The 20,663-nt window shown below is 69.2% G+C and carries 22 protein-coding genes; 14 read left to right on the forward strand and 8 right to left on the reverse strand.

Features of this window, described 5'->3' with window-relative positions:
* Window positions 1-6: 6 nt before the first annotated feature.
* Entirely contained in the window at window positions 7-1,212 is a 1,206-nt protein-coding gene (locus ACODSY_RS05200; protein WP_488950593.1) for a pentapeptide repeat-containing protein, read from the forward strand.
* Window positions 1,213-1,272: 60 nt separating this feature from the next.
* On the opposite strand, the gene ACODSY_RS05205 is transcribed toward ACODSY_RS05200, so the two are convergent.
* Window positions 1,273-1,728 (reverse strand): Hsp20 family protein, encoded by a 456-nt coding sequence (locus ACODSY_RS05205; protein ID WP_488950594.1) that lies wholly within the window; start codon window positions 1,726-1,728, stop codon window positions 1,273-1,275.
* A 226-nt stretch (window positions 1,729-1,954) separates the two neighbouring features.
* Between ACODSY_RS05205 and ACODSY_RS05210 the strand changes: the two genes are divergently transcribed.
* The 4 genes from ACODSY_RS05210 to ACODSY_RS05225 all read left to right on the forward strand — a co-directional run bounded on the left by ACODSY_RS05210 (window position 1,955) and on the right by ACODSY_RS05225 (window position 5,796).
* Window positions 1,955-2,791 carry a class I SAM-dependent methyltransferase gene (locus tag ACODSY_RS05210; RefSeq protein ID WP_488950595.1) on the forward strand — a complete coding sequence of 279 codons (837 nt, stop codon included), beginning with the start codon at window positions 1,955-1,957 and terminating at the stop codon, window positions 2,789-2,791.
* Window positions 2,792-2,878: 87 nt separating this feature from the next.
* On the forward strand, window positions 2,879-3,736 hold the full coding sequence (locus ACODSY_RS05215; protein ID WP_488950596.1) for a class I SAM-dependent methyltransferase: 858 nt from the start codon (window positions 2,879-2,881) through the stop codon (window positions 3,734-3,736).
* Window positions 3,737-3,862: 126 nt separating this feature from the next.
* Window positions 3,863-4,171, forward strand: coding sequence for an SCP2 sterol-binding domain-containing protein (locus tag ACODSY_RS05220; RefSeq protein ID WP_488950597.1), 309 nt, complete (start codon window positions 3,863-3,865; stop codon window positions 4,169-4,171).
* 8 nt (window positions 4,172-4,179) lie between these two features.
* Window positions 4,180-5,796 carry an alpha/beta fold hydrolase gene (locus ACODSY_RS05225; RefSeq protein WP_488950598.1) on the forward strand — a complete coding sequence of 539 codons (1,617 nt, stop codon included), beginning with the start codon at window positions 4,180-4,182 and terminating at the stop codon, window positions 5,794-5,796.
* 4 nt (window positions 5,797-5,800) lie between these two features.
* Here ACODSY_RS05225 and hisN read toward each other — a convergent pair whose 3' ends face one another.
* A complete protein-coding gene (gene hisN, locus ACODSY_RS05230; protein ID WP_488950599.1) occupies window positions 5,801-6,610 on the reverse strand; it encodes a histidinol-phosphatase in 810 nt (269 codons plus the stop codon).
* Window positions 6,611-6,641: 31 nt separating this feature from the next.
* On the reverse strand, window positions 6,642-7,037 hold the full coding sequence (locus ACODSY_RS05235) for a helix-turn-helix domain-containing protein (protein WP_488950600.1): 396 nt from the start codon (window positions 7,035-7,037) through the stop codon (window positions 6,642-6,644).
* A gap of 104 nt (window positions 7,038-7,141) precedes the next feature.
* Here ACODSY_RS05235 and ACODSY_RS05240 point away from each other — a divergent pair, with 104 nt between their 5' ends.
* Window positions 7,142-8,056 carry a lysophospholipid acyltransferase family protein gene (locus ACODSY_RS05240; protein ID WP_488950601.1) on the forward strand — a complete coding sequence of 305 codons (915 nt, stop codon included), beginning with the start codon at window positions 7,142-7,144 and terminating at the stop codon, window positions 8,054-8,056.
* On the opposite strand, the gene ACODSY_RS05245 is transcribed toward ACODSY_RS05240, so the two are convergent.
* The 3 genes from ACODSY_RS05245 to gcrA all read right to left on the reverse strand — a co-directional run bounded on the left by ACODSY_RS05245 (window position 8,053) and on the right by gcrA (window position 10,391).
* A complete protein-coding gene (locus ACODSY_RS05245; RefSeq protein ID WP_488950602.1) occupies window positions 8,053-8,268 on the reverse strand; it encodes a DUF2093 domain-containing protein in 216 nt (71 codons plus the stop codon). The genes ACODSY_RS05240 and ACODSY_RS05245 overlap by 4 nt on opposite strands.
* A gap of 29 nt (window positions 8,269-8,297) precedes the next feature.
* Window positions 8,298-9,755, reverse strand: coding sequence for an exodeoxyribonuclease VII large subunit (xseA, locus tag ACODSY_RS05250; RefSeq protein WP_488950603.1), 1,458 nt, complete (start codon window positions 9,753-9,755; stop codon window positions 8,298-8,300).
* A 132-nt stretch (window positions 9,756-9,887) separates the two neighbouring features.
* The gene (gcrA, locus tag ACODSY_RS05255; RefSeq protein WP_488950604.1) at window positions 9,888-10,391 is read right to left on the reverse strand and encodes a cell cycle sigma 70 cofactor GcrA; all 504 of its coding nucleotides are present in this window, start codon (window positions 10,389-10,391) and stop codon (window positions 9,888-9,890) included.
* 235 nt (window positions 10,392-10,626) lie between these two features.
* Here gcrA and ACODSY_RS05260 point away from each other — a divergent pair, with 235 nt between their 5' ends.
* Window positions 10,627-11,445 carry an ABC transporter permease gene (locus tag ACODSY_RS05260; protein ID WP_488950605.1) on the forward strand — a complete coding sequence of 273 codons (819 nt, stop codon included), beginning with the start codon at window positions 10,627-10,629 and terminating at the stop codon, window positions 11,443-11,445.
* Here ACODSY_RS05260 and ACODSY_RS05265 read toward each other — a convergent pair.
* Complete coding sequence (locus ACODSY_RS05265) at window positions 11,442-12,296, reverse strand: helix-turn-helix domain-containing protein (RefSeq protein WP_488950606.1); 855 nt, start codon at window positions 12,294-12,296, stop codon at window positions 11,442-11,444. The two genes, ACODSY_RS05260 and ACODSY_RS05265, sit on opposite strands and share 4 nt — an antisense overlap.
* A gap of 164 nt (window positions 12,297-12,460) precedes the next feature.
* On the opposite strand from ACODSY_RS05265, the gene ACODSY_RS05270 reads away from it, so the two are divergent.
* The 7 genes from ACODSY_RS05270 (at window position 12,461) to argF (ending at window position 20,214) form a co-directional block, all read left to right on the forward strand.
* Window positions 12,461-12,979, forward strand: a complete 519-nt coding sequence (locus ACODSY_RS05270; RefSeq protein WP_488950607.1) for a hypothetical protein — start codon at window positions 12,461-12,463, stop codon at window positions 12,977-12,979.
* Window positions 12,980-13,023: 44 nt separating this feature from the next.
* Window positions 13,024-13,950 (forward strand): LysR family transcriptional regulator, encoded by a 927-nt coding sequence (locus ACODSY_RS05275; RefSeq protein WP_488950608.1) that lies wholly within the window; start codon window positions 13,024-13,026, stop codon window positions 13,948-13,950.
* Window positions 13,947-14,303, forward strand: a complete 357-nt coding sequence (locus ACODSY_RS05280) for an ArsR/SmtB family transcription factor (RefSeq protein WP_488950609.1) — start codon at window positions 13,947-13,949, stop codon at window positions 14,301-14,303. Before ACODSY_RS05275 ends, ACODSY_RS05280 begins: the two co-directional genes overlap by 4 nt.
* Window positions 14,303-14,617 carry an ArsR/SmtB family transcription factor gene (locus ACODSY_RS05285; RefSeq protein WP_488950610.1) on the forward strand — a complete coding sequence of 105 codons (315 nt, stop codon included), beginning with the start codon at window positions 14,303-14,305 and terminating at the stop codon, window positions 14,615-14,617. The genes ACODSY_RS05280 and ACODSY_RS05285 overlap by 1 nt, the downstream gene beginning before the upstream one ends.
* Window positions 14,618-14,834: 217 nt before the next feature.
* The gene (locus ACODSY_RS05290) at window positions 14,835-17,867 is read left to right on the forward strand and encodes a TonB-dependent receptor plug domain-containing protein (protein ID WP_488950611.1); all 3,033 of its coding nucleotides are present in this window, start codon (window positions 14,835-14,837) and stop codon (window positions 17,865-17,867) included.
* A 179-nt stretch (window positions 17,868-18,046) separates the two neighbouring features.
* Window positions 18,047-19,282, forward strand: a complete 1,236-nt coding sequence (locus tag ACODSY_RS05295; protein ID WP_488950612.1) for an aspartate aminotransferase family protein — start codon at window positions 18,047-18,049, stop codon at window positions 19,280-19,282.
* Window positions 19,279-20,214, forward strand: a complete 936-nt coding sequence (gene argF / locus ACODSY_RS05300) for an ornithine carbamoyltransferase (RefSeq protein WP_488950613.1) — start codon at window positions 19,279-19,281, stop codon at window positions 20,212-20,214. The genes ACODSY_RS05295 and argF overlap by 4 nt, the downstream gene beginning before the upstream one ends.
* 6 nt (window positions 20,215-20,220) lie before the next feature.
* Here the strand turns inward: argF and ACODSY_RS05305 are convergent, their stop codons facing one another.
* On the reverse strand, window positions 20,221-20,604 hold the full coding sequence (locus ACODSY_RS05305) for a hypothetical protein (RefSeq protein WP_488950614.1): 384 nt from the start codon (window positions 20,602-20,604) through the stop codon (window positions 20,221-20,223).
* Between the last annotated feature and the right edge of the window lie 59 nt (window positions 20,605-20,663).

A 20,663-nucleotide genomic window follows, 5' to 3' on the forward strand; every position in this document is an offset into this window, starting at 1 on the left:
CGCATCGTGCATCGCCTCCAGGGTCAGAGCAGCGCGCCGAACCTGCCCGGCCGGCGTCGGCTGAGCGAAGGCGAAGTCACCATCCTGCTCGACAACCACGCGCGCTTCCTGGCGGGCAAGGGCGGCAAGCGCGCCCAGCTGCCGTTCGTGGATTTCTCCGGCATGGACCTGAAGGGACGCCGGCTCTCGGGCGCGGACTTCTCGGGCTCGGTGTTCGACGGCGCCGCCCTGACGGGCGCGCAGCTGGACGGTGCGAACCTGTCGGGCTGCGACCTGCGCCGGGCCGACCTGCGGGGCGCCAACCTGCGGAAGGCCGACCTGCGCGGCGCCAGCCTGTCGGGAGCGAACCTCGCGGGCGCGGATCTCACCGAGGCCGACTTCCGGCCCGGCTCGGTGGCCCGGCCGCATCCGACCAAGGGCTTCCCGGCGGTGATCGAGGAGGACCGCGGCGGCGAGATCGACGGGGCGAACCTGTCGGGCGCGACCTTGGACCGCTCGCGGCTCGACCGCCTCTATGCCGCCGACACCGACTTTTCCGACGCCTCGCTCGCCGGCGCGAAGCTGAACGACGCTAACCTCAAGGGAGCCAATTTCGACGGTGCGTTGATGGCGGGGGCCGAGGTGTCGGGCGCGAACCTGGACGGGGCGAACTTCGCTGGCGCGGATCTGTCCGGCGTGGTGCTGGCCACGGCTCGCACCGAGGGCGCGCATCTCGAAAGGGCGAACGCGCCGCCAACCCGCGACGAGATCGCCAGGGCCGAGAAGCTGGTGGCCGAGGCGCGGTCGCACGACGCGTGGGTGTCGTCCGGCGGCGCCAACGGCGCCCCGACGCGGTTCGACAATGCCGACCTGCGCTCGGCGGGGGACGGTCTGAAGGGGCTGAAGCTCACTGCGCTCAGCGCCAGGAACGCCAACCTGGCGGGGCTCGACCTCAGCGGCGCGCACCTGCAGGGGGCGAACTTCGAGAACGCCGACCTGCGCGGCGCGAAGCTCTGCGGCGCCGACCTGCGCGGCGCCCGTTTCGGCGGCGCCGACCTGACCCGAGCCGACCTGGGGGACGCCAACCTCGAGCCGCTGCCACTGGCCGGTGGCCGCTCGACACCCACGGTGCTCACGGGCGCCCGCCTTCGCTACGCCCGGCTGGCCACCGCGCGCATGGCCGGCGCGGTCACCGAAGGCGCCGACCTGCGCGGCGCGAAGCTTCCCGCATAGAAAAAGGCGGCGTCCGCCAGGGACGCCGCCTCGGTTCTCGGGTCCTGAGAGACCGGCTGCTTACGCGGCCTTTTCGGCCTCGATCAGGCTCGGCTGCGCGCCGGAGGTGATCTGCACGGTGCGGGGCTTGAGAGCCTCGGGCAGCTCGCGCTTCAGGCTGATCGACAGCAGACCGTCCGCAAGGTTGGCGTCGGTGACGATCACATAGTCGGCCAGTTGGAAGCGGCGCTCGAAGTTCCGCTCGGCCAAGCCGCGATGCAGGTACTTCCTGGCGTCGTCATTGGCGGCCTTGCGGCCGGTCACGGTGAGGAGGTTTTCCTTCACCTCGACGTTGAGCTCGTCCGGGCGGAAGCCGGCCACCGCGATGTCGATGCGGTAGGCATTCTCGTCGGTGCGCTCGATATTGTAGGGCGGATAGCCCGTGGCGGCGTCGGCGGCCGCGGTCTCCAGCAGGCCGGCCAGACGGTCGAAGCCCACGACGGAGCGATAGAGGGGGGAGAAGTCGATCGTACGCATGCGGTCACATCCTTCTTTCAAGCAAGGTTGCGTTGTCTGCATGGACCTGTGGCGACCCGGATCGGCGTCGCCTGCAGCCCAGAAGGCCCGGACATCCAGCGCCTCCAAGCCAAGAGGTAAGCGCCCGAAATCGGCGTTCAAGGGGTCTGCGACGACGTTCTTTGGGGCTGTACGCGTATGGTCTGGCAGCCTAGCTTGCGCCGCTTAACCCCTTGGAGGAACCCCCATGCTCCGCCTCGCCACGGCCTGCGCCGTCGCCTTCGCCCTCGTCGCCGTCGCTCCGGCCCAGGCCGCCGACGCCAAGCTCAAGGCCGCTATCGACGGCCCCCAGCGCGCGGCCGAGCACAAGGCCCGTGACGGGGCGCGCCACCCCGAGGCGACCCTGGTGTTCTGGGGCGTCAAGCCCAACCAGACCATCATCGAGCTCTCGCCCGGCAGCGGCTACTGGACCGAGATCCTGGCGCCCTACGCCAAGGCGACCGGCGGGACCTACTACGCCACCGCGGCCGACCTTGCGAACCCCAACCTCTCGGAAGGCGCCAAGGCCGGGCGCGCCAACTTCGAGAAGAAATACGCCGACACCGCGAAGTTCGGCGAGGTGAAGCTGGTGAACTTTGGGCCCGTCTCCGGCCCCCTCGGCCCCCCGGGATCGGCCGATATGGTGATCACCGCCCGCAATCTCCACAATTGGGCGCCCAACGCCGCCTTCGCCGAAAAGGTGCTCAAGGACGCCCACGCGGTCCTGAAGCCTGGCGGCGTCCTGGCCGTCGAGGAGCACCGCGCCGATCCCAAGCCGTCCGCGCCCGGCTGGTCCACCGGCTACATGACCGAGGGCGAGGTGATCGCCCTGGCCGAGAAGGCTGGCTTCAAGCTGGCCGCCAAGTCCGAGGCCAACGCCAACCCGAAGGACACCAAGGACCACCCGTTCGGGGTGTGGACCCTGCCGCCGTCGCGCTGGACCACCGCGGGCAACAAGGGCTCGGATCCCAATTTCGACCGCGCGAAGTATGACGCGATCGGCGAGAGCGACCGCATGACCCTGCGCTTCGTGAAGGCCGGCTGAGCCCGGCCCTTTGACCCTTGCCGGCCGACCCGCTAGCTCTACGCGCGCAGGGTCGGCCGGGGGGCGCTTGGGAGTGAATCGGCGCCCATGATCCAGCTTTCGAGACGTTCCGCCCTCGTCGGTGCGCTGGCCCTGGCCGGCTGCGAGAGCGGACCGAAGGCGCCCAAGGCCGCGCCGCCCAAGACCATCGCCGAGGCCGTCGCCGGCCCTTGGCGCAGCGCGGCCGACAAGGCCCGCGACCGCTGGCGCCATCCGGCGGAGAGCCTGGCCTTCTGGGGCCTGAAGCCCGGCGCGACGGTGGTGGAATTCTGGCCCGGCGCGGGCTGGTACACCGAGATCCTGGCGCCCTTCCTGGCGGCCACCGGCGGCAAGCTCTACGCCGCGGGCCTGCAACTCGCCGAGCCCGCGGATCCCGCGGCGAAGCAGGTGGTGGAGGCGTTCCGCGCCAAGTTCGCGTCGGGGCGCAAGCCCTATGGCGTGGTCGAGATGACGGCCTTCGGCGCGACGAGCGGTCCAGTGGCTCCGGCGGGCAGCGCGGACCTCGCGCTGTTCCTGCGCAACCTGCACAACTGGATGGCCGCCGGGATCGCCGAGAAGGCGTTCCGCGACGCCTTCCTGGCCCTGAAGCCTGGCGGCGTCCTGGGCGTGGAGGAGCACCGCGCCGCGCCCGGCGGGGTGCCCGACCTCCTGGCCGACAGCGGCTACGTCGATCAGGCCTATGTCATCAAGCTGGGCCAGGAAGCCGGCTTCACGCTGGCGGCCGCCAGCGAGATCAACGCCAACTCCAAGGACAGGCGCGACCATCCGTTCGGCGTCTGGACCTTGCCGCCGGTGCGTCGATCCTCGCCGCGCGGAGAGGCGTTCGACCCCGAGTTCGACCATCGCAAGTACGACGCCATCGGCGAGAGCGACCGGATGACGCTGAAGTTCGTGAAGCCCGGCTGAAGCGCCGCGCCGGCGACCCCGCCGGCGGGAATCCAGCGCCCCGAGGCCCTGGCGGCATAGCGAACGGTTTACACAACACACGCGTGAAGCGAAGCTCGCCCTTCGATTCACGAGTGCTGATGGGGCATGGCCACTCTGGAGGAACTGACCGACCGGATCCGTCGCGCCGCGGCGGCCGGCGACGGGCTGGGCCGCACGGTCAAGCTCGACCTCAAGGGCGAGGGGGTGATCCACGTCGACGGCGACGCGGTGACCAACGACGATCGTCCGGCCGATCTCACGGTCTCGGTCAGCCGTTCGGACCTTGTTAAGCTGGGCAAGGGCGAATTGGATCCCATGCGAGCGGTGATGACGGGACGGCTCAAGCTGTCCGACATGGGCGTGGCCATGGGCATGATGCCGAAGGTGAAGGCCCTCTTCGAGAAAGCCGTCTAGGCGCCGCCATGTTCGAGCCCGCTCCTCTCGTCGACGTCCCCGAAGATCCCATCCCGCCCGGGGCCGAGGCCGGCTGGTTCGTCGGCGCCGGCGGCGCGAAGCTGCGAGCGGCGCTGTTCACGCCCAAGGGACGCGCCCGCGGCTCGGTAGTCCTCTCCGGGGGGCGCACCGAGCCGATCGAGAAATACTTCGAGACCATCCGCGACTTCATGGACCGGGGCTTCGTGGTCCTGGCGCACGACTGGCGCGGGCAGGGGCTGTCGGCGCGGGAACTGCCCGATCGGCTCAAGGGCCACGCCAAGGGATACAAGTCGTTCCTCGAGGACTTCCGGCGGCTGCTCAACGCCTACGAGGCGCGGCTGCCCAAGCCCTGGATCGCCGTCGGCCATTCCATGGGCGGTTGCCTCACCCTCCTCGCCATGGCCAACGGCGAGCGGCGCTTCGCCGGAGCCTGCCTCTCGGCCCCGATGCTTGGCATCCAGTTCGGCAAGGTCTCGCCGGCCGCCGCGGGCGCGCTGACCTGGCTCAACCTCAGCCTGGGCCGGGCAGGCAAGTACACGCTTGGCCAGCCCGGCAAGCCGTTCGACGACGCGTTCGAAGGCAATGCGCTGACCCACGACGCGCGCCGCTTCGCCCGCCATCGGGCGCAGGTGCGCGCCAATCCCGACCTGGCGCTGGGCGGACCCACCTACGGCTGGCTCGACTTCGCCCTGAAGGCCACGGCGTTCCTCGCCCGGCCCGAGCGCCTGCGCGGTGTGACCGTGCCGGTGGAGATCGTATCCGCCGGGGAAGACAAGCTAGTCGACAATTCTGCCCAGGCCGCTGCGGCCCGGAACCTCCCCCAGGGGCGCCTCATCACCGTGCCCGGCGCCTACCACGAAATCCTCATGGAGACGGACGACATGCGTAACATCTTCTTGCGAGTGTTCGACGCGCTCACCGGCAAGGCCGCGCCGAAGCCCGCCGAAGCCCCGAAGGCTGCGCCGGCTCCCGCCGCTGCGCCTGCGCCCGTCGCCGCGGCGCCCAAGCCCGCGCCAGCGCCGGCTCCTGCACCAGCCCCGACGGCCGCGCCGACTCCGACCGCGGCGGCGGCCCCCGCTGCGACGGCCCCGGCGGCCAAGAAGCCGGCCGCCAAGAAGGCCGCCGCCCCGAGGAAGGCCGCGGCTCCGAAGGCCGCCAAGCCCGCCGCGGCGCCGAAGCCCGCTGCTGCCAAACCCACCCCGAAGGCCGCCGCGAAGCCCGCCAAGGCCGCCGCGCCCAAGACCGGCGCCTCCAAGCCCGCGGCAAAGCCCGCCGCCGCGACGACGGCTCCGAAGACCGCTGCTCCGAAGACCGCTGCTGCGAAGACCGCCACTGCGAAGCCGGCGCCCAAGGCGGCCGCTCCGAAGAAGGCCGCGGCTCCGAAAGCGGCGGTGAAGCCCGCCGCCGCGAAACCCGCGCCGAAGGCCGCGGCCAAGCCGGCTGCCAAGCCGGCCGCCGCCAAGGCGGCAAAGCCCGCAGCCAAGGCGGCTCCGAAGGCTGCGGCGAAGCCGGCCGCGGCGGCCAAGCCCGCGGCGGCCAAGAAGCCCGCCGCCCCGGCGGCGAAAAAGCCCGCGGCCAAGAAACCGCCGGCCGCCAAGAAGTAGGCCGTTACTTCGCCGATCGTTTCAGGGCGACCAGCGCCTCGTCCAGGCAGGCGCGGTCGCCCGCGATGACGATCTGCCCGCCGTGTCGTCCCACGGGCTCGCCCCGCCAGTCGGAGGTGAGCCCGCCGGCCCCCGCGATCACCGGGATCGCGGCCTCGATGTCCCAGCTTTGCAGCCCGGCCTCGATCACCATGTCGACCGTGCCCGCCGCCACCATGGCGTAGGCGTAGGCGTCGCAACCCAGCCGCGCCAGCCTCGCGGCGGCGCGCACCTGGGTCCAGGCGCCCAGTTCGGCGCCGTCGAAACAGCCTTCGGGATCGGTGGTGGCGATGATGGCGTCGGTCAGCTTGGGACAGGGCCGCACCTTGAGCGGCCGCACGCCTTCGGCGGTGATCAGGCGCGAACCGCCCGCGTGGCCGATGTAGATCTCGTCCAGGAAAGACTGCCCGATCGAGCCCAGCACCGGCGTGCCCTGGAAGCGCAGGCCGATCAGCGTGGTCCAAAGCGGCAGGCCGGCGATGAAGGCCCTTGTCCCATCCACGGGATCCAGCACCCAGACGAACTCGGCGTCGGGGCGGTCCTCGCCATATTCCTCGCCGATCACGCCGTGTTCGGGATAGCGCTCGGAAATGAGCGCGCGGATGGCCCGCTCGGCGCCCTTGTCCGCTTCCGTGACGGGGTCGAACCCCACCGTGTATTTGTTGGAAACGCCGTGCTCGCCGCGGAACAGGGGGAGGATGGCTCCGGCGGCGGCGCGGTTCAGCTCGAGCAGGAACGCGTCGAGCTCTTCAAGGCGGGCAGGGGCGAGGCTCATGCCCCCGGCTTACCCCGCCTTTCGGGCGGACTTAAGCCTCGATCTCGCCGTTCATGGCCTTGGCCAGGTCCAGCAGGCGGCGGCGGGGCCGTTCACCGAGCTGGTAGTAGGCGTGGATCAGATCCTGGGTTTCCTTGCTGGCCAGCGTCTCCGTCGAGGACGAGGCGCTCTCGCGCTCGAGGCTCTCGCGCTGGTCGCGGGTGAGGCCCTCGTAGAAATAGCTGACGGGCACTTCCAGCACTTCCGCCAGCTGCCACAGGCGGGCGGCCGACATGCGGTTGGCCGCGCACTCGTACTTCTGGATTTGCTGGAAACGGACCCCGCAGGCGTGCGCCAGTTCTTGCTGGGTCAGTCCCAGAAGACGGCGGCGACGGCGAAGACGCCGGCCCAGATGGATGTCGATCTCGTCCATGGAATCCCCGACCATGATTTCCCTTCGTCCCGGTTCGGGACTCCGTGACTGAGACATCGCAATTCGCACGCCAGCCGCCTCCATTGCCCAACGTGAGCGACCAAGCCTAGGAAGACTGGATGGCCGCACTTAACCATTCATACGTGTCGAAACTCATTTGGATGCTCGAAGCGGCGCTATTTGCCGCAGCTTTGGGCCTAACTCGTATCTTTCCGGTTGATTCTGTTTCAAATTTTGGTGGATCGCTGTTTTGCGTCCTGGGCCCATTGACCCGCGCGAACCGGGTGGCCGAGCGCAATCTGCGGATCGCCTTTCCCGACGCGGACACCGCCGAAATTAAGCAACTCCTTCGGGCGCAATGGATCGAACTGGGAAGGTCGCTAACCGAGTTCCTGGTTCTCGACCGTATTGTAGCCGACTCAGGCCGGGTGGAAGTCGAGGGGGAAGCTCTGCTGGGCGCAATCGCCGCAGGCGGCGGACCCGTGGTATTCGTCTCGGGCCACTTCTCGTGCTTCGAGGTCATGGCCGCCGCCATCGTCCGCGCCGGCGTAAAGTGCCAGGTCACGTACCGCGCCATGAACAACCCTTACGTCGACGAACTCGTGCGGAAGAACCGCTTCCGCTACGGCGTGCGCCTCTTCGCCCCCAAGGGTTTGGAAGGCGCCCGCGAACTGATGAGGGGGCTCCAGCGTGGCGAAAGCGTGGCTTTGATGAACGACCAGAAGTTCAATGGCGGCGTGGCCGCGCCTCTGTTCGGCCACGTGGCCCACACCGCGCCCGGCCCTTCCACCTTCGCCCTGCGCTTCGGCCTGCCTATCCAGCCGATGAGCGTCCAGCGCGTGGGTCCGGGCGCTCGGTTCAAGGTGGTCGTCCACGAGCAGATCCACCTGAAGGATACCGGCGATCGCGAGGCCGACATCGAGACGGGCGTCCGGCGGATCAACGCCTTTATCGAGGATCGGGTGCGGGCGCGGCCGACCGAGTGGTTCTGGGTCCACCGGCGCTGGCCGAACGAAGAGTACCGTAAACCCTAGCGGGTCTCCTGCCAGCGCTTCAGCGCCTCGGCGGGGCTGGCGTAGGCTTCCTGCAACTCCACGCTCCAGTAGCGGAGCTGTTCCAGCGGCACCTTCTGGCCCGTCACGGCACAAAGCACGTAGCGGCCCGGACGCAGCACCGCATAGTCACCGTCGCCGAAGTGCAGCTTGGCGAGGTCGCTGGCGCCGAGGTTCCGATCGTGGGCGTTCATGGCCCCTATGTAGCGCGCGACCCGCGCTCTTAGAAGAGGTCGCCCTGTGCGGGCCCCTCGACCCTTGGCTTGGGCCTGGCGGCCTTGGCGGCGGGAGCCGGGGGCGGAGCGGTTCCGCCGGAACCATCGATCACCGCCTGGCGGGTGACCTTGTCGCCGAAGGTAATGGCCACCTGCTCGCCGGTCGCCAGGTTCGCCCCGGCGTGCACGAGCGAGCCGTCCGCCCGCGCCACCCGCGCGAAGCCGCGCTGCAGCGGACGGTCGGGGTCCACCGATCCATAGAGCTTCGAGAGGCTGTCCAGACGTTCGGACAGCCGTTCCAGCCGTCGCTGGATCGAAGGCTCCAGCCGTATGGTCAGTCGGTCCAGCCGGTCCTTCTGCACCTGCTGCGGCCGCTGCAGCAGCAGCGGGGACAGCCGCGAGGCCACCCGCACCAGGTCGCGCTCATGGGCGGCGGCGTTGCGCGCCAGCCCCGCGCCCAGCCGACCGGAGACGATGTCGAACCGCTGCTCGGCGAGGCGCACCAAGTCCGGCACCCGCTTCAGCGCCCGGTCCGCGTGCTCGATCTTGCGCCGCCGGTCGTCGACCACGCGGCCGCCGCACCGGTGCATGCGTCCGCCGAGGTCCGAGACCAGCGCCTTCAACTCGGCCAGCACCGGGGTGGCCATCTCGGCGGCGGCCGTGGGCGTCGGCGCCCGGCGATCGGAGACGAAGTCGATCAGGGTCGTGTCTGTCTCGTGACCCACGGCGCTGATCAGCGGGATCGTCCCCTCGGCCACTGTCCGGGCCAGGGTCTCGTCGTTGAACGCCCAGAGATCCTCCGCCGAGCCGCCGCCGCGCGCCACGATCAGCACGTCGGGCCGCGGCACGGGCCCACCCGGCGCCATGGCGTTGAAGCCGCGGATCGCGCCGCAGACCTGGGCGGCGGCCTGATCGCCCTGCACCACCACGGGCCAGACGATCACCCGGCACGGCCAGCGGTCGCGGATGCGGTGCAGGATGTCGCGGATCACCGCGCCGGTCGGACTGGTGACCACGCCGACCACGGCAGGCATCTCGGGGAGCGGCTTCTTGCGCGCCGGTTCGAACAGTCCCTCGGCCGCCAGCTTCTGCTTCAGCCGCTCGAGCTGGGCCAGCAGCGCGCCGACGCCCGCCGCCTCCATGGACTCGATCACGATCTGGTAGCGCGAGCCCTGCGGATAGGTCGTGATCTTGCCGGTGACCACCACCTCCAGGCCGTGCTCGGGCCGGATGGAGAGGTTGCGGACGCTGCCCTTCCAGACCACCCCGTCGATGGCGGCGCGCTCGTCCTTGATGGTCAGGTAGACGTGGCCGTTGGAATGGTGCGTGACCTTCGAGAGCTCGCCGCGCAACCGCACGAACCCGTACGAATCCTCCAGCGTCCGCTTCAGCGCGAACGCCAGCTCCGAGACCGAGTAGGCCTTGGCGTTGCCGGTCTCTTCAGGGGGCGGGGCGACGTCGGTCATCGATTACGAAGCTAGGGTGATGCGCGCAAAAAGAAAGAGACGCGCCCGGGACCTCAAGGAAGCTTTCGCAGCCTTCGGTTCCGGACGCGTCTCCCATCCCCAACGGATAGACAGGCCGCTCTCCAGCGGATCTCAGATGTAGCGGCGCAGGCTCCGGGCGAGCTCGGCGGCGCCAGACTTCTTCTTCGCCTGGGCCGGCTGGTAGGCCACCGTGGCGTGTTCGTGGCAGTAGGGGCCGTTCTCTTCCGAGCGGCGGCCGCAGAAGGTGAAGCTGTCGAGCGACGGATCGCCGATCGGCCACTTGCACATGTGCGCGCCCAGGGTCAGCACCGTCGCGGTGCCGGGAGCCTCGTCCACATAGCGCACTGGCGAGGGCGCGGGCGTCGCCGAAACGGGTTCGGCGATGCGACGCGGGGCCGACGGCGAAGCCGTGACCGTGCGCGCCGGGCGCGGCGCCTTGAAGACGGTCCGCTGCGGCTTGGACGGCGTGGCCCGGCCCGAGAGACCCAGGCGGTGCACCTTGCCGATCACCGCGTTGCGAGTGACGCCTCCAAGTTGTTTGGCGATCTGGCTGGCCGAGAGGCCGTCCTGCCAGAGCTTCTTCAGTAGTTCGACGCGTTCGTCGGTCCAGCCCATGGTCTCGCCTCCCACCCAGGGGGCCGGGGCGGTCCCCACAGACCGCACCAGCATCAATATCTTGTGGCGCCGAGAGAACTCCGCCGCCACCAACCACCATCAGTAGTAAACAACTCGCTAAGACCCACAATAGGCGCCATCGCCGTCATCCACAGGAACTAGATGTTGATTCGAGAATGGGCAGCCTTGCAGGCGCGCCCTTGCGCAGCGCCGCCGCAGCGCGCACATCTCGGCCATGCGTGACCTGCCCCTAGAAGAGACCGTCCTGCCGCCGCAGCCGCGCGCCTATCACGGCGTCAACTGGGAGGGCCTGAAGACCCTCTACGTGCGCGAGGTCCGCCGCTTCATGAAGGTGGGCATGCAGACCCTGGCCGCCCCGGTGGTGACGGCGCTGCTCTACATGCTGGTGTTCGTGGTCGCCGTCGGCGGTGGTCGCGAGGTGCACGGCGTCGCCTACGGCACGTTCGTCGCGCCCGGCCTGATCATGATGCAGATCCTGTCGAACGCCTTCGCCAACTCCTCGTCGTCGCTGCTGCAGGCCAAGTTCAACGGCCTGATGGGCGACTTCATGACCCCGCCGCTCACGCCCGGCGAACATGTGATCGGCTTCGGCGGCGGCGCGGCGACGCGCGGCATCGTCGTGGGCCTGATCAGCCTCGCGGCCGTCCTGCCCTTCGCCCGCCTGCCTGTGGCCCAGCCCTGGGCCGTGGCCTACTTCGGCCTCGGCGCGGCGCTGATCATGGGCTTCATCGGGATCATGGCCGGGCTCTGGTCCGAGAAGTTCGACCACATGGCTGCGGTGACCAATTTCGTCATCATGCCGATGACCTTCCTGTCGGGCACCTTCTATCTGGTCGAGCGTCTGCCCGAGCCGTTCCGCACGGCCAGCCACTTCAACCCGTTCTTCTACCTGATCGACGGCTTCCGCTATGGCTTCATCGGCCGGGCGGAGAGCAACCTGATGGTCGGCGTGGCGATGACCGCGGTGCTGGTGATTGCGCTGGGCTGGGTGTGCCTGTGGATGTTCCGCACCGGCTACAAGATCAAGACCTAGGCCCGCAACACCTCGGAGGGCGTCACGCCTAGCAGGCGGCGCATCCAGCGAGCCAGGTGGCTCTGATGAGCGAAGCCCGTCTCCAGCGCGACCTGGGCGATCGTCGACTTGCCGCCGAGCAGAAGGCTGCGCGCGCGCTGCACCCGTCGCTCCATCACATAGGCATGCACCGACTGGCCCATGGTGCGGCGGAACAGGGTGGTCAGGTGCGGCACGCTCATGCCGGCCACTTCGGCCAGCTGGTCCAGGGTCAGCTCGCCGTCCAGGTTGGCTTCCACGAAGTCGACGATCCGACGGACCTGCGGCTTGGACAGGGTCTGGCGGCCGGCGAAGCCCACGGCGGCGAAGTTCTGCAGCAGCCGGGTCGTCAGGGCCGTGGCCAGGCTGTCGGCATAGATTCGTCCGGCCGGCGCGGGCGCCTGGAGCTCGGCCATCAGGGCGCGGACCACATGCTCCACCAGCGGGTCTCTGGCGCCGATCTTCGGCGCCAGCTCGGCGCGCCCGCCGGGCAGGGCCAGCGCCTCGGCGGTCGATGACAACAGCCCCGGGGCGAGGCGCACCGAGACCATGTCGCAGTCCGCGTGGTCCTCCCAGACGCCGTTGGCCCCGCCGGGCACGAGGTCGAAATCGTAGGGGCTCTGCACGCGATACTGGCCGACGCCTTCGCAGTTGCAGTCGGTGGGCACGTTGGGCGTGAGATAGAAGATGACCCGATGGTCGGTCATGACGCGGCCGGGATAGAGCCCCGGCGTCGCGTGCACTTCGGTCGCCGCCAGCGGTCCCCACTCACGCTGGCGACCGAAGGTCAGGGTCGGCTCGGGCGCGTCTTTGAACTTGAACGGGTAGGTCATGGGCAGCCTGTGGCCTGCAAGACCAACGCCAGACGCCAGCGAAGTCAAAGCGAAAGCGGCGGCTCACGGCTCGTCATCATCGGAACGTGCTCGCAGGCGTCGGAACGTGCGCGACCCCGGCAGCGGCGGCGTCGCAACGTCGGCCCGTTCCAGGAGGACCCCTCATGACCGCCGCCGCCGCCTCTCCGGTCGCCTCCCAGCCGGGGCGAGACACGCTTCCACGCATCGTGGCCGCGGCCCTCGCCGGCGGCGCGGTCGACCTTGCCTACGCCAGCCTTCTGGCGCTCGTGGCGGGCAAGTCCCTGGCCGGGCCATGGCGCGGCGTCGCCAGCGGCTGGATCGGCCCCGCGGCGCGCGACGGCGCCGCCCCCGTGCTGCTGGGCCTAGTCACCCACTTCGGCATCGCCGCCTGCATGGCCGCGACCTATGTTCTGGTGGCGCGCCGGATCCCCGTGGTCGTGCGCCACCCCCTGGCGACGGGCGCCGTCTACGGCCTGCTCCTCTATGTGGCGATGTACCTGGTGGTGCTGCCGCTGCGCTGGCCGGGGGTCTTTCCGAAATGGGATGGCGCGAAGTCGCTGCTGGATATCGCCGCCCACCTCGGCGTGGGCCTGGCCATCGCCTGGGCCGCCAATCGCGGCACGGCAATTAACCCCAAGCCGTCCGCGGCGGCGGGGCTCTAATGGCGGCCCATGAACCCGACCCGCATCCGCCCCGCGAGCCGTCCATGAGACGGGGCGGCGAAGCTTCCGCGGCGCAGGATATCGCGGCTTTACGCTCCGCCCTGATGGTGCGCGAGCACCTGGGCTTCCGCCGGGCGTCCGAGGTGCTGGGGGTCAATCCGTCTGTGCTGTCGCGGCGCGTGCTGGCGCTGGAGGACGCCCTCGGCGTCTCGTTGTTTCAGCGGTCGTCGGGCGGCGCGCGGCCGACCGGCGCCGGCGAACGATTCCTGTCAGAGGTGGAGCGCGCGCTCGAGCTGCTGGCCAAGGCCGCTGTGCGGGCGGGGGCCGCCGGGCGCGGCGAGGTGGGACGTCTCCGCTTGGGCCACGTCTGGCCGGTCACCGCGGGCCCGGCCGAGGCTCTGCTGCGCGCCTATCGCCGCTCGGCTGAGGGCGTGGAACTGGAGCTGCGTGGCGGCTCGGCGGCCGAACTGGTGGCCGCGGTGCTGGATCGCGAACTCGACGCCGTGCTGATCGACGCCGACGATGCGCCGCCCGGCCTGGACTGCCTGCCGCTGTGGGTCGAGCCCTGGCTGGTGGCCCGGTCGTTGGACGCGCCGGACGAGCCCCTGGGCCAGGCGCCGGTGCTGTGCGCCGCCGGCGACGACTGGAGCCGCATACAGAAGCTGGTGACCGACCGCGGCGGCGGCCGTGCGGGCGTCCGGGTCCAGATGACCTCACACGACGGCGTGCTCAGCCTGGTAGCGGCCGGCGTTGGCCATGCCGTCGTGCCGCAGAGCGTCGTGCACGCCACCCGCGCCAGCGTCGCCTTCTCGCCGCTGCCCGGACCCGCCGCGCCGCTGCGCCTCACGGCCGCCTGGCGCAACGACCACGACAACCCGGCGCTGCGGCGCTTCCTCAGCCTGCTGCGCACCATGCCCCTGAACGAGGACGCGGTGGTGAAGCCGCTGCGTGCGGCGGGAGGGCGCGGATGAGCGACGCGGTCGGCGCGGCGCTGGACGCCCTAGGGGATCCCACCCGCCGCGATCTCTACGAGCGCATCCTGGCGCGGCCTTCGCGGATTGGAGGCCTCGCCGCCGCCGTGTCCGTCACCCGGCCGGCGGTGTCGCACCATGTGCGGGTGCTCAAGGAAGCGGGTCTCGTGCGCGAGGAGGAAGGCCTGTTGGTGGCCGTGGTCGATCCGCTTCCGCAGCTGCGCGTCTATTTCGACCGACTGTGGTTCGAGGCCTCGGTGGGCGAGGGCTGGTTGCGCGAACGGTTCGCCATGTCGCGGCGCTTGCAAGCCATGGATCGGGAGGCCCCGGCGCCGCGCCGTCGGACGGCCTGATGTCGCCGCGTCCATCGGCCGACCTCTTCCGCGCTCTGGCTGACCCTGTGCGGCGCAGGCTGTTGGAACGCCTGGCGTCAGGCCCCGCCTCCGCCGGCGAGCTGTCCCGGGCCCTGGGCTTGCCGCGCGTGAACATCAGCCATCACCTGGGCGTGCTCGCGGGCGCGGGGCTGGTCGAATTGCGCCAACGACAGGCCGCTGTGCGCGCAGAGGCGTTCGCACAAGTCCGCCGCTATTTCGATGAGGCGCTCATGACGGCCGCAATTACGGTCACGCCCCCGCCACATCCTGTGGCGCCACAAGCACGCCGATAGCAAAACTTCCCTCCTGTTCGTGGAATATCTCGGGAAAATTGCCGAACTACACGCGCATGTCCTCAGTGTTGCTCTGACGGCATCGTACGTTGCTTGTGCGTCGATTGACCGTGTTTGTGACCCAAACGTAACTCCCGGTTACCGGGTCTCGTCACCGAGGCCGAAACCTTCCTGTGGGGAGCGGCGGCGCCGACCGTCCGCGAAGGGGATTTTGATCGTGAACAAGCATTCTGTACGCGCGCGCCTCCTGGCGTCTTCGATGATCTGTGGTGCGGCGATGGCTGTGGCCGCGCCCGCGTTGGCCCAGACCGCCGGCGGCGCCGACGAGGTCTCGGAAGTCGTCGTGACCGGCACCCGCATTCCGTCGCCGAACCTGGAGAGCGTCAGCCCGGTCACGGCCGTGAGCGCCGCCGAGATCAAGGCGACGGGCGTGACGCGCGTCGAAGACATGATCAATAGCCTGCCCCAAGCCTTCGCGGCCCAGGGCTCCTCGGTCTCCAATGGTTCGACCGGTACGGCTACCGTCAGCCTGCGCGGCCTCGGACCGACGCGCACCCAGGTGCTGATCGACGGCCGCCGCCTGATGCCCGGCACGCCGAACACGACGGGCGCGAACCTGGCGCCCGACATCAACTTCATCCCATCGGCCCTGATCGAGCGCGTCGACGTGCTGACCGGTGGCGCCTCGGCCGTGTACGGCGCAGACGCCGTGGGCGGCGTCGTCAATTTCATCATGCAACGCCGGTTCGAAGGCGTTCGTGTCGACGCCCAGTACGGCCTGTACCAGCACGACAACAGCAACGGCATCGCCGACGTGGTGGCGAAGTCGCAAGCCGCCTCGGCCACGCCGCAGTTCTTCAGCCTGCCCAAGGACAATGTCCGCGACGGCGAGATGAGCCAGGTCACCCTGATCATCGGCGTCAATTCGCCGGACGGTAAGGGCAACGTCACGGCCTACGCAGGCTACCGTCACGTCGAGCCCATCCTGCAGGGCAACCGCGATTATTCGGCCTGTACGCTGAACTCGGGCGACACGTTCCTCGCCGCGGGCTGCGGCGGCTCGGGCACCGCCTTCCCGGCGCGTTTCGGCACGAACATCGTGGACGTGACCGGACCCGGCAACACGTTCCGTCCCTATGTCGGCGCCCGCGACGTCTACAATTTCGGCCCCACCAACTACTACCAGCGCCCCGACGACCGCTATGTGCTGGGCGCCTTCGCCGAGTACGAGGTGAACGACTGGGCCACGGCCTACGCCGACGTGATGTTCATGGACGACTCGTCCACGTTCCAGATCGCGCCGGGCGGGATCTTCGCCGGCACCTTCAGTGTCAACTGCGCCAACCCGTTCCTCTCGGCCCAGCAGCGAGGCCTGCTCAACGCCACGGCGGCCTCGGGCGGCGGCACCTGCGCCACGAACCCGGGCGGCACCTTCACCGGCCTGGTCTCGCGCCGGAACGTCGAGGGCGGCGGCCGGCAAGGCCGGATGCAGCACCAGCAGTACCGCTATGTGATCGGCCTGCGCGGCGACCTGAACGACAACTGGAACTACGACTTTGCGATGCAGTACGGCCGCGTGTCGTTCAGTCAGGTCTCGACCGGTTTCTTCCGCACCGGGGCGATCAACAACGCCCTGAACGTGGTGGCGGGCCCCGGCGGCGCCCCGACCTGCGCGTCCGTGATCAACGGCACGGACGGCGCCTGCGTCCCCTACAACATCTTCCAGTTGGGCGGCGTCACCCAGGCTGCGCTCGACTATCTGGAAACGCCCTCCACCATCGCCGGCAACCTGTTCGAGCGGGTGGTGAACTTCTCGCTCGGCGGCGATCTGTCCGACTACGGCATGAAGTCGCCGTGGGCCAACGACGGCGTCGGCGTCTCGATCGGCGCGGAATACCGTCGCGAGACGATGGACTTCGCCGCGGACTTCATCTCGGCTTCGGGCCAGCTGAACGGGGCGGGCGGGGCCGCGCCGCCGGTCAACGGTGCGTTCGATGTGTATGAAATCTTCGGCGAAACCCGCATCCCGCTCGTCCAAGACATGGCCTTCGCCAAGAACCTGACGCTGGAACTGGCCTACCGCTACTCTGACTATTCCACCATCGGCACGACCTCGACCTACAAGATCGCGGGTGACTGGGAGCCGATCGACGGCCTGCGCATCCGCGGCGGGTACAACCGCGCCGTCCGCGCGCCGCACATCCTGGAGCTCTTCGCCCAGAACAACGTGGTGCTGGATGGCACGCAGGATCCCTGCGCCGGCCTCGCCGCCTCCAGCCCGCTGGTCGCCCGCTGCGCCCAGGCCTTCGGCCTGACGACGGCCCAGGTGCTGGCGATCGAGAAGAACCCGGCCAACCAGTACAACGGCATGCTGGGCGGCAACCCCAACCTCGACCCCGAGACGGCCAATACCTACACGGTCGGCTTCGTGTTCCAGCCCTCGTTCCTGCCCGGCTTCAACGTCTCGCTCGACTACTTCGACATCAAGGTGAAGGACTTCATCTCGGGGATCGGCGCGGACACGATCATCAACCGATGCGTCAACACCCTCGACCCGTTCTTCTGCAACCTGGTCAACCGTGACGCCCAGGGTTCGATCTGGCTCTCGCCGCAGGGCTACGTCCAGGACACCACGCTGAACACCGGCTCGCTCTCGACCACCGGCTTCGACGTCAACATGGGCTACCGCACCGACCTCGACCGGTTCGGGATCTCCAACGGCGGCAGCCTGTCGTTCAACTTCGTCGGCACCTACCTCGACAGCCTGAAGGTCAGCTCGCTGCCCGGCGACCCCGCCTTCGACTGCGCCGGCTACTACGGCACCATCTGCTCGGTCTCGGGCGGCCTGTCGGCGCCGAACCCCGAGTGGCGCCACAAGGCCCGCGTGACCTGGAACACGCCCCTGCAATATGGCGAGTGGTTCAAGGACTTCTCGGTCAGCCTGCAATGGCGTCACTTCGACAAGGTGAAGCTGGACGCCTATTCGGACGACCCGCAGCTCAACAACCCGGGCCTGCAGTACGCCACCGACAAGACGCTCAAGGCCCGCGATTACTTCGACCTGACGGCGTCGTGGAGCATGCGCGAGAACCTCAATTTCCGCGGCGGGATCAACAACATCTTCGACAAGGATCCGCCGCTCACCGGTTCGTCGAACTGCCCCACCGGCCCCTGCAACGGCAACACCTGGCCGCAGGTCTACGACGCCATGGGCCGCTACGTCTTCATCGGCCTCACCGCCGACTTCTAAGGCCACTTTGCCGAAAGCTCCCCTTTCGGGGGGAGCTGACGCCTCTCGCCCGTAGGGCGGCTCTTCCCCCTTCGGGGGAGCTAGTGATTGACTCCGTCACACTTCGCCCCGAAAAGGCGAAGCCTTCCAGTCCCCGCTGCCTAGCGCGGCGGGGACGTTCATTTTGGAGGGCCCAGACAGTGGCCGAGACGACCTCCGCCCCCGTTCCCAGCGATCACATCATGGGCGTCTATGCGCGCGCCCCGCTGGCGTTCGAGCGAGGCGAGGGCTCGCGACTGTTCACCGCCGAGGGCGAGGCCTACCTCGACTGCATGGCCGGCATCGCCGTGACCGCGCTGGGCCACAACCACCCGAAGCTGGTCCAGGCCGTGAAGGACCAAGCCGAAAAGCTCTGGCACACGTCCAACATCTTCCGCATCCCGAACCAGGAGAAGCTGGCGAAGCTGTTGACGGACAACACCTTCGCCGACGTCTGCTTCTTCACCAATTCCGGCGCCGAGGCGATCGAGTGCGCGATCAAGACGGCGCGCAAGTATCATTGGGCCAACGGCCAGCCCGAGCGGATCGACATCATCGGCTTCGACGGCTCATTCCACGGCCGGACGATGGCGACGATCTTCGCCGCCGGGAACCCCAGCTACGTCGAGGGCTTCGGTCCCGCGCTGCCCGGCTTCGTGCAGGCCAAGTTCGGCGACCTCGAAGGCCTCCGGGACCTGGTCGGCCCGACGACGGCGGCGATCTTGCTCGAGCCCGTGCAGGGCGAGGGGGGCGCGCGGTCGTGGACCGAGGCCCAGCTCAAGGAGATCCGCCAGCTCTGCGACGAGACCGGCACGCTGCTGATCTACGACGAGATCCAATGCGGCCTGGGCCGGACCGGCAAGCTGTTCGCCTACGAGTGGGCCGATGGCGCGGCGGATCCCGACATCATGGCGGTGGCCAAGGCGCTGGGCGGCGGATTCCCCGTCGGAGCCTGCCTGGCCACGGCGGAGGCCGCCAAGGGCATGACCCCCGGGAGCCACGGCTCGACCTACGGCGGCAATCCGCTGGCCATGGCGGTCGGCGTCGCCTCGGTCGAGGAACTGGTGAAGCCGGAGCTGCTGGCCCATGTCCGCGAGGTGGCGGGCTATCTCAACCAGCAGCTTTCGGGCCTGAAGGACCGCTTCCCCGAAGTGGTGCTCGACATCCGCGGCAAGGGCCTGCTGATCGGCGTGAAGCTGGCGACGCCCAACCGCGAGTTCATGCAGCACGCCCGCGACAACCACCTGCTGATCGCAGGCGGCGGCGACAACTGCGTGCGCCTGCTGCCTCCGCTGACCCTCAGCCTGGACGAGGCCCGCGAGGCGATCGGTCTCCTGGAGAAGTCCTGCGAGGCTGCGCAGGCGAAGGCGGCCAAGGAAAAGGCGGGCGCCGCATGAGCAAGCCGGTTCGCCACTTCCTCGACCTCTGGAAGCTCGACGGGACCGAGCTCCGGATCATTCTCGAGGACGCCAAGGCCCGGAAGGCCGCTCGCGCGGGCTGGCCCAAAGGCCGGCCCGACGAGGACCACCCGGCCCGCGGCCGGACGCTGGCGATGATCTTCGAGAAGAACTCCACCCGGACGCGCTTCTCGTTCGACGCGGCCATGCGCCAGCTCGGCGGCGACGTCATCATCTCGAACGCGGTCGACATGCAGCTGGGCCGCGGCGAGCCGATCGAGGACACCGCCCGCGTGCTCTCGCGGATGGTCGACGCCATCATGATCCGATCGAACGTCCACGAGGACGTCGAGCGCCTCGCCATGTGGTCGACGGTGCCGGTGATCAACGGCCTCAGCGACAAGAGCCACCCGTGCCAGATCCTGGCCGACCTGATGACCTTCGAGGAGCATCGCGGCAACGTCTACGGCAAGACGTTCGCCTGGGTCGGCGACGGCAACAACGTCTGCTCCTCGTTCATCCATGCGGCGCCGAAGCTGGGCTTCAAGCTCAACATCGCCTCACCCGCCGTCTTCCATCCCGACATGATGGATTTGGCGCGGGCTGCCGAGCAGCAAGGCCAGATCATGACGACGGACGACCCGGCCGAGGCGGTCCGCGGCGCCGACTGCGTGGTCACTGACACCTGGGTTTCGATGGGCGACACCGACCACGACGAGCGCATCGAGGCGCTGGAGCCCTATCAGGTCGACAAGAAGCTGATGGGCCTGGCCGCCAAGGACGCCGTCTTCCTCCACTGCCTCCCCGCGCACCGCGGTGAGGAGGTGACGGACGAGATCATCGACGGCCCGCAGAGCCTGGTCTGGGACGAGGCGGAGAACCGCATTCACGCCCAGAAGTCGATCCTGGCCTGGTGCTTCGGCGCGATCTGACCGCAGCTACTGCCGCATCCCCGACCAGCTCACCTCGTTCAGGAAGCTGACGTCGAGCGACTTCTTCCCGCGGTCGTAGAGGAAGACGCTGTCGCCGCGCGCCTGCTGGATGGTGCTCATCGCCGTCGTCAGCGGCACCGTGATCTGCGGCAGGCGGCTGTAGTTGGACGTCACGCTCACGGTGTTCGGCCCGGTGCGCGTCACCGTCAGGGTGACGTTGCTGCGGCTGGAGCCCTTGGAGTCCGAGATCACGTCGCCCTGGTAGGTCCCCGCCACCGCGTCGGCCAGGTCGGGCTTTCGCTCTTTCGGCTGCGCGTTCGCGGCGCCCGCAAGCATAAGCGCCACGCCCCCAAGAACCGCCGCGCGGCGCGCGAAATTTATCCGACCCATCTGCGGCCTCCCTGCCCATTCCAGGAGCGCATCCTGCCTGCTCCGGCGCGCGCCGTCAG

This window comes from Phenylobacterium sp. FG114 (genome assembly GCF_057809855.1).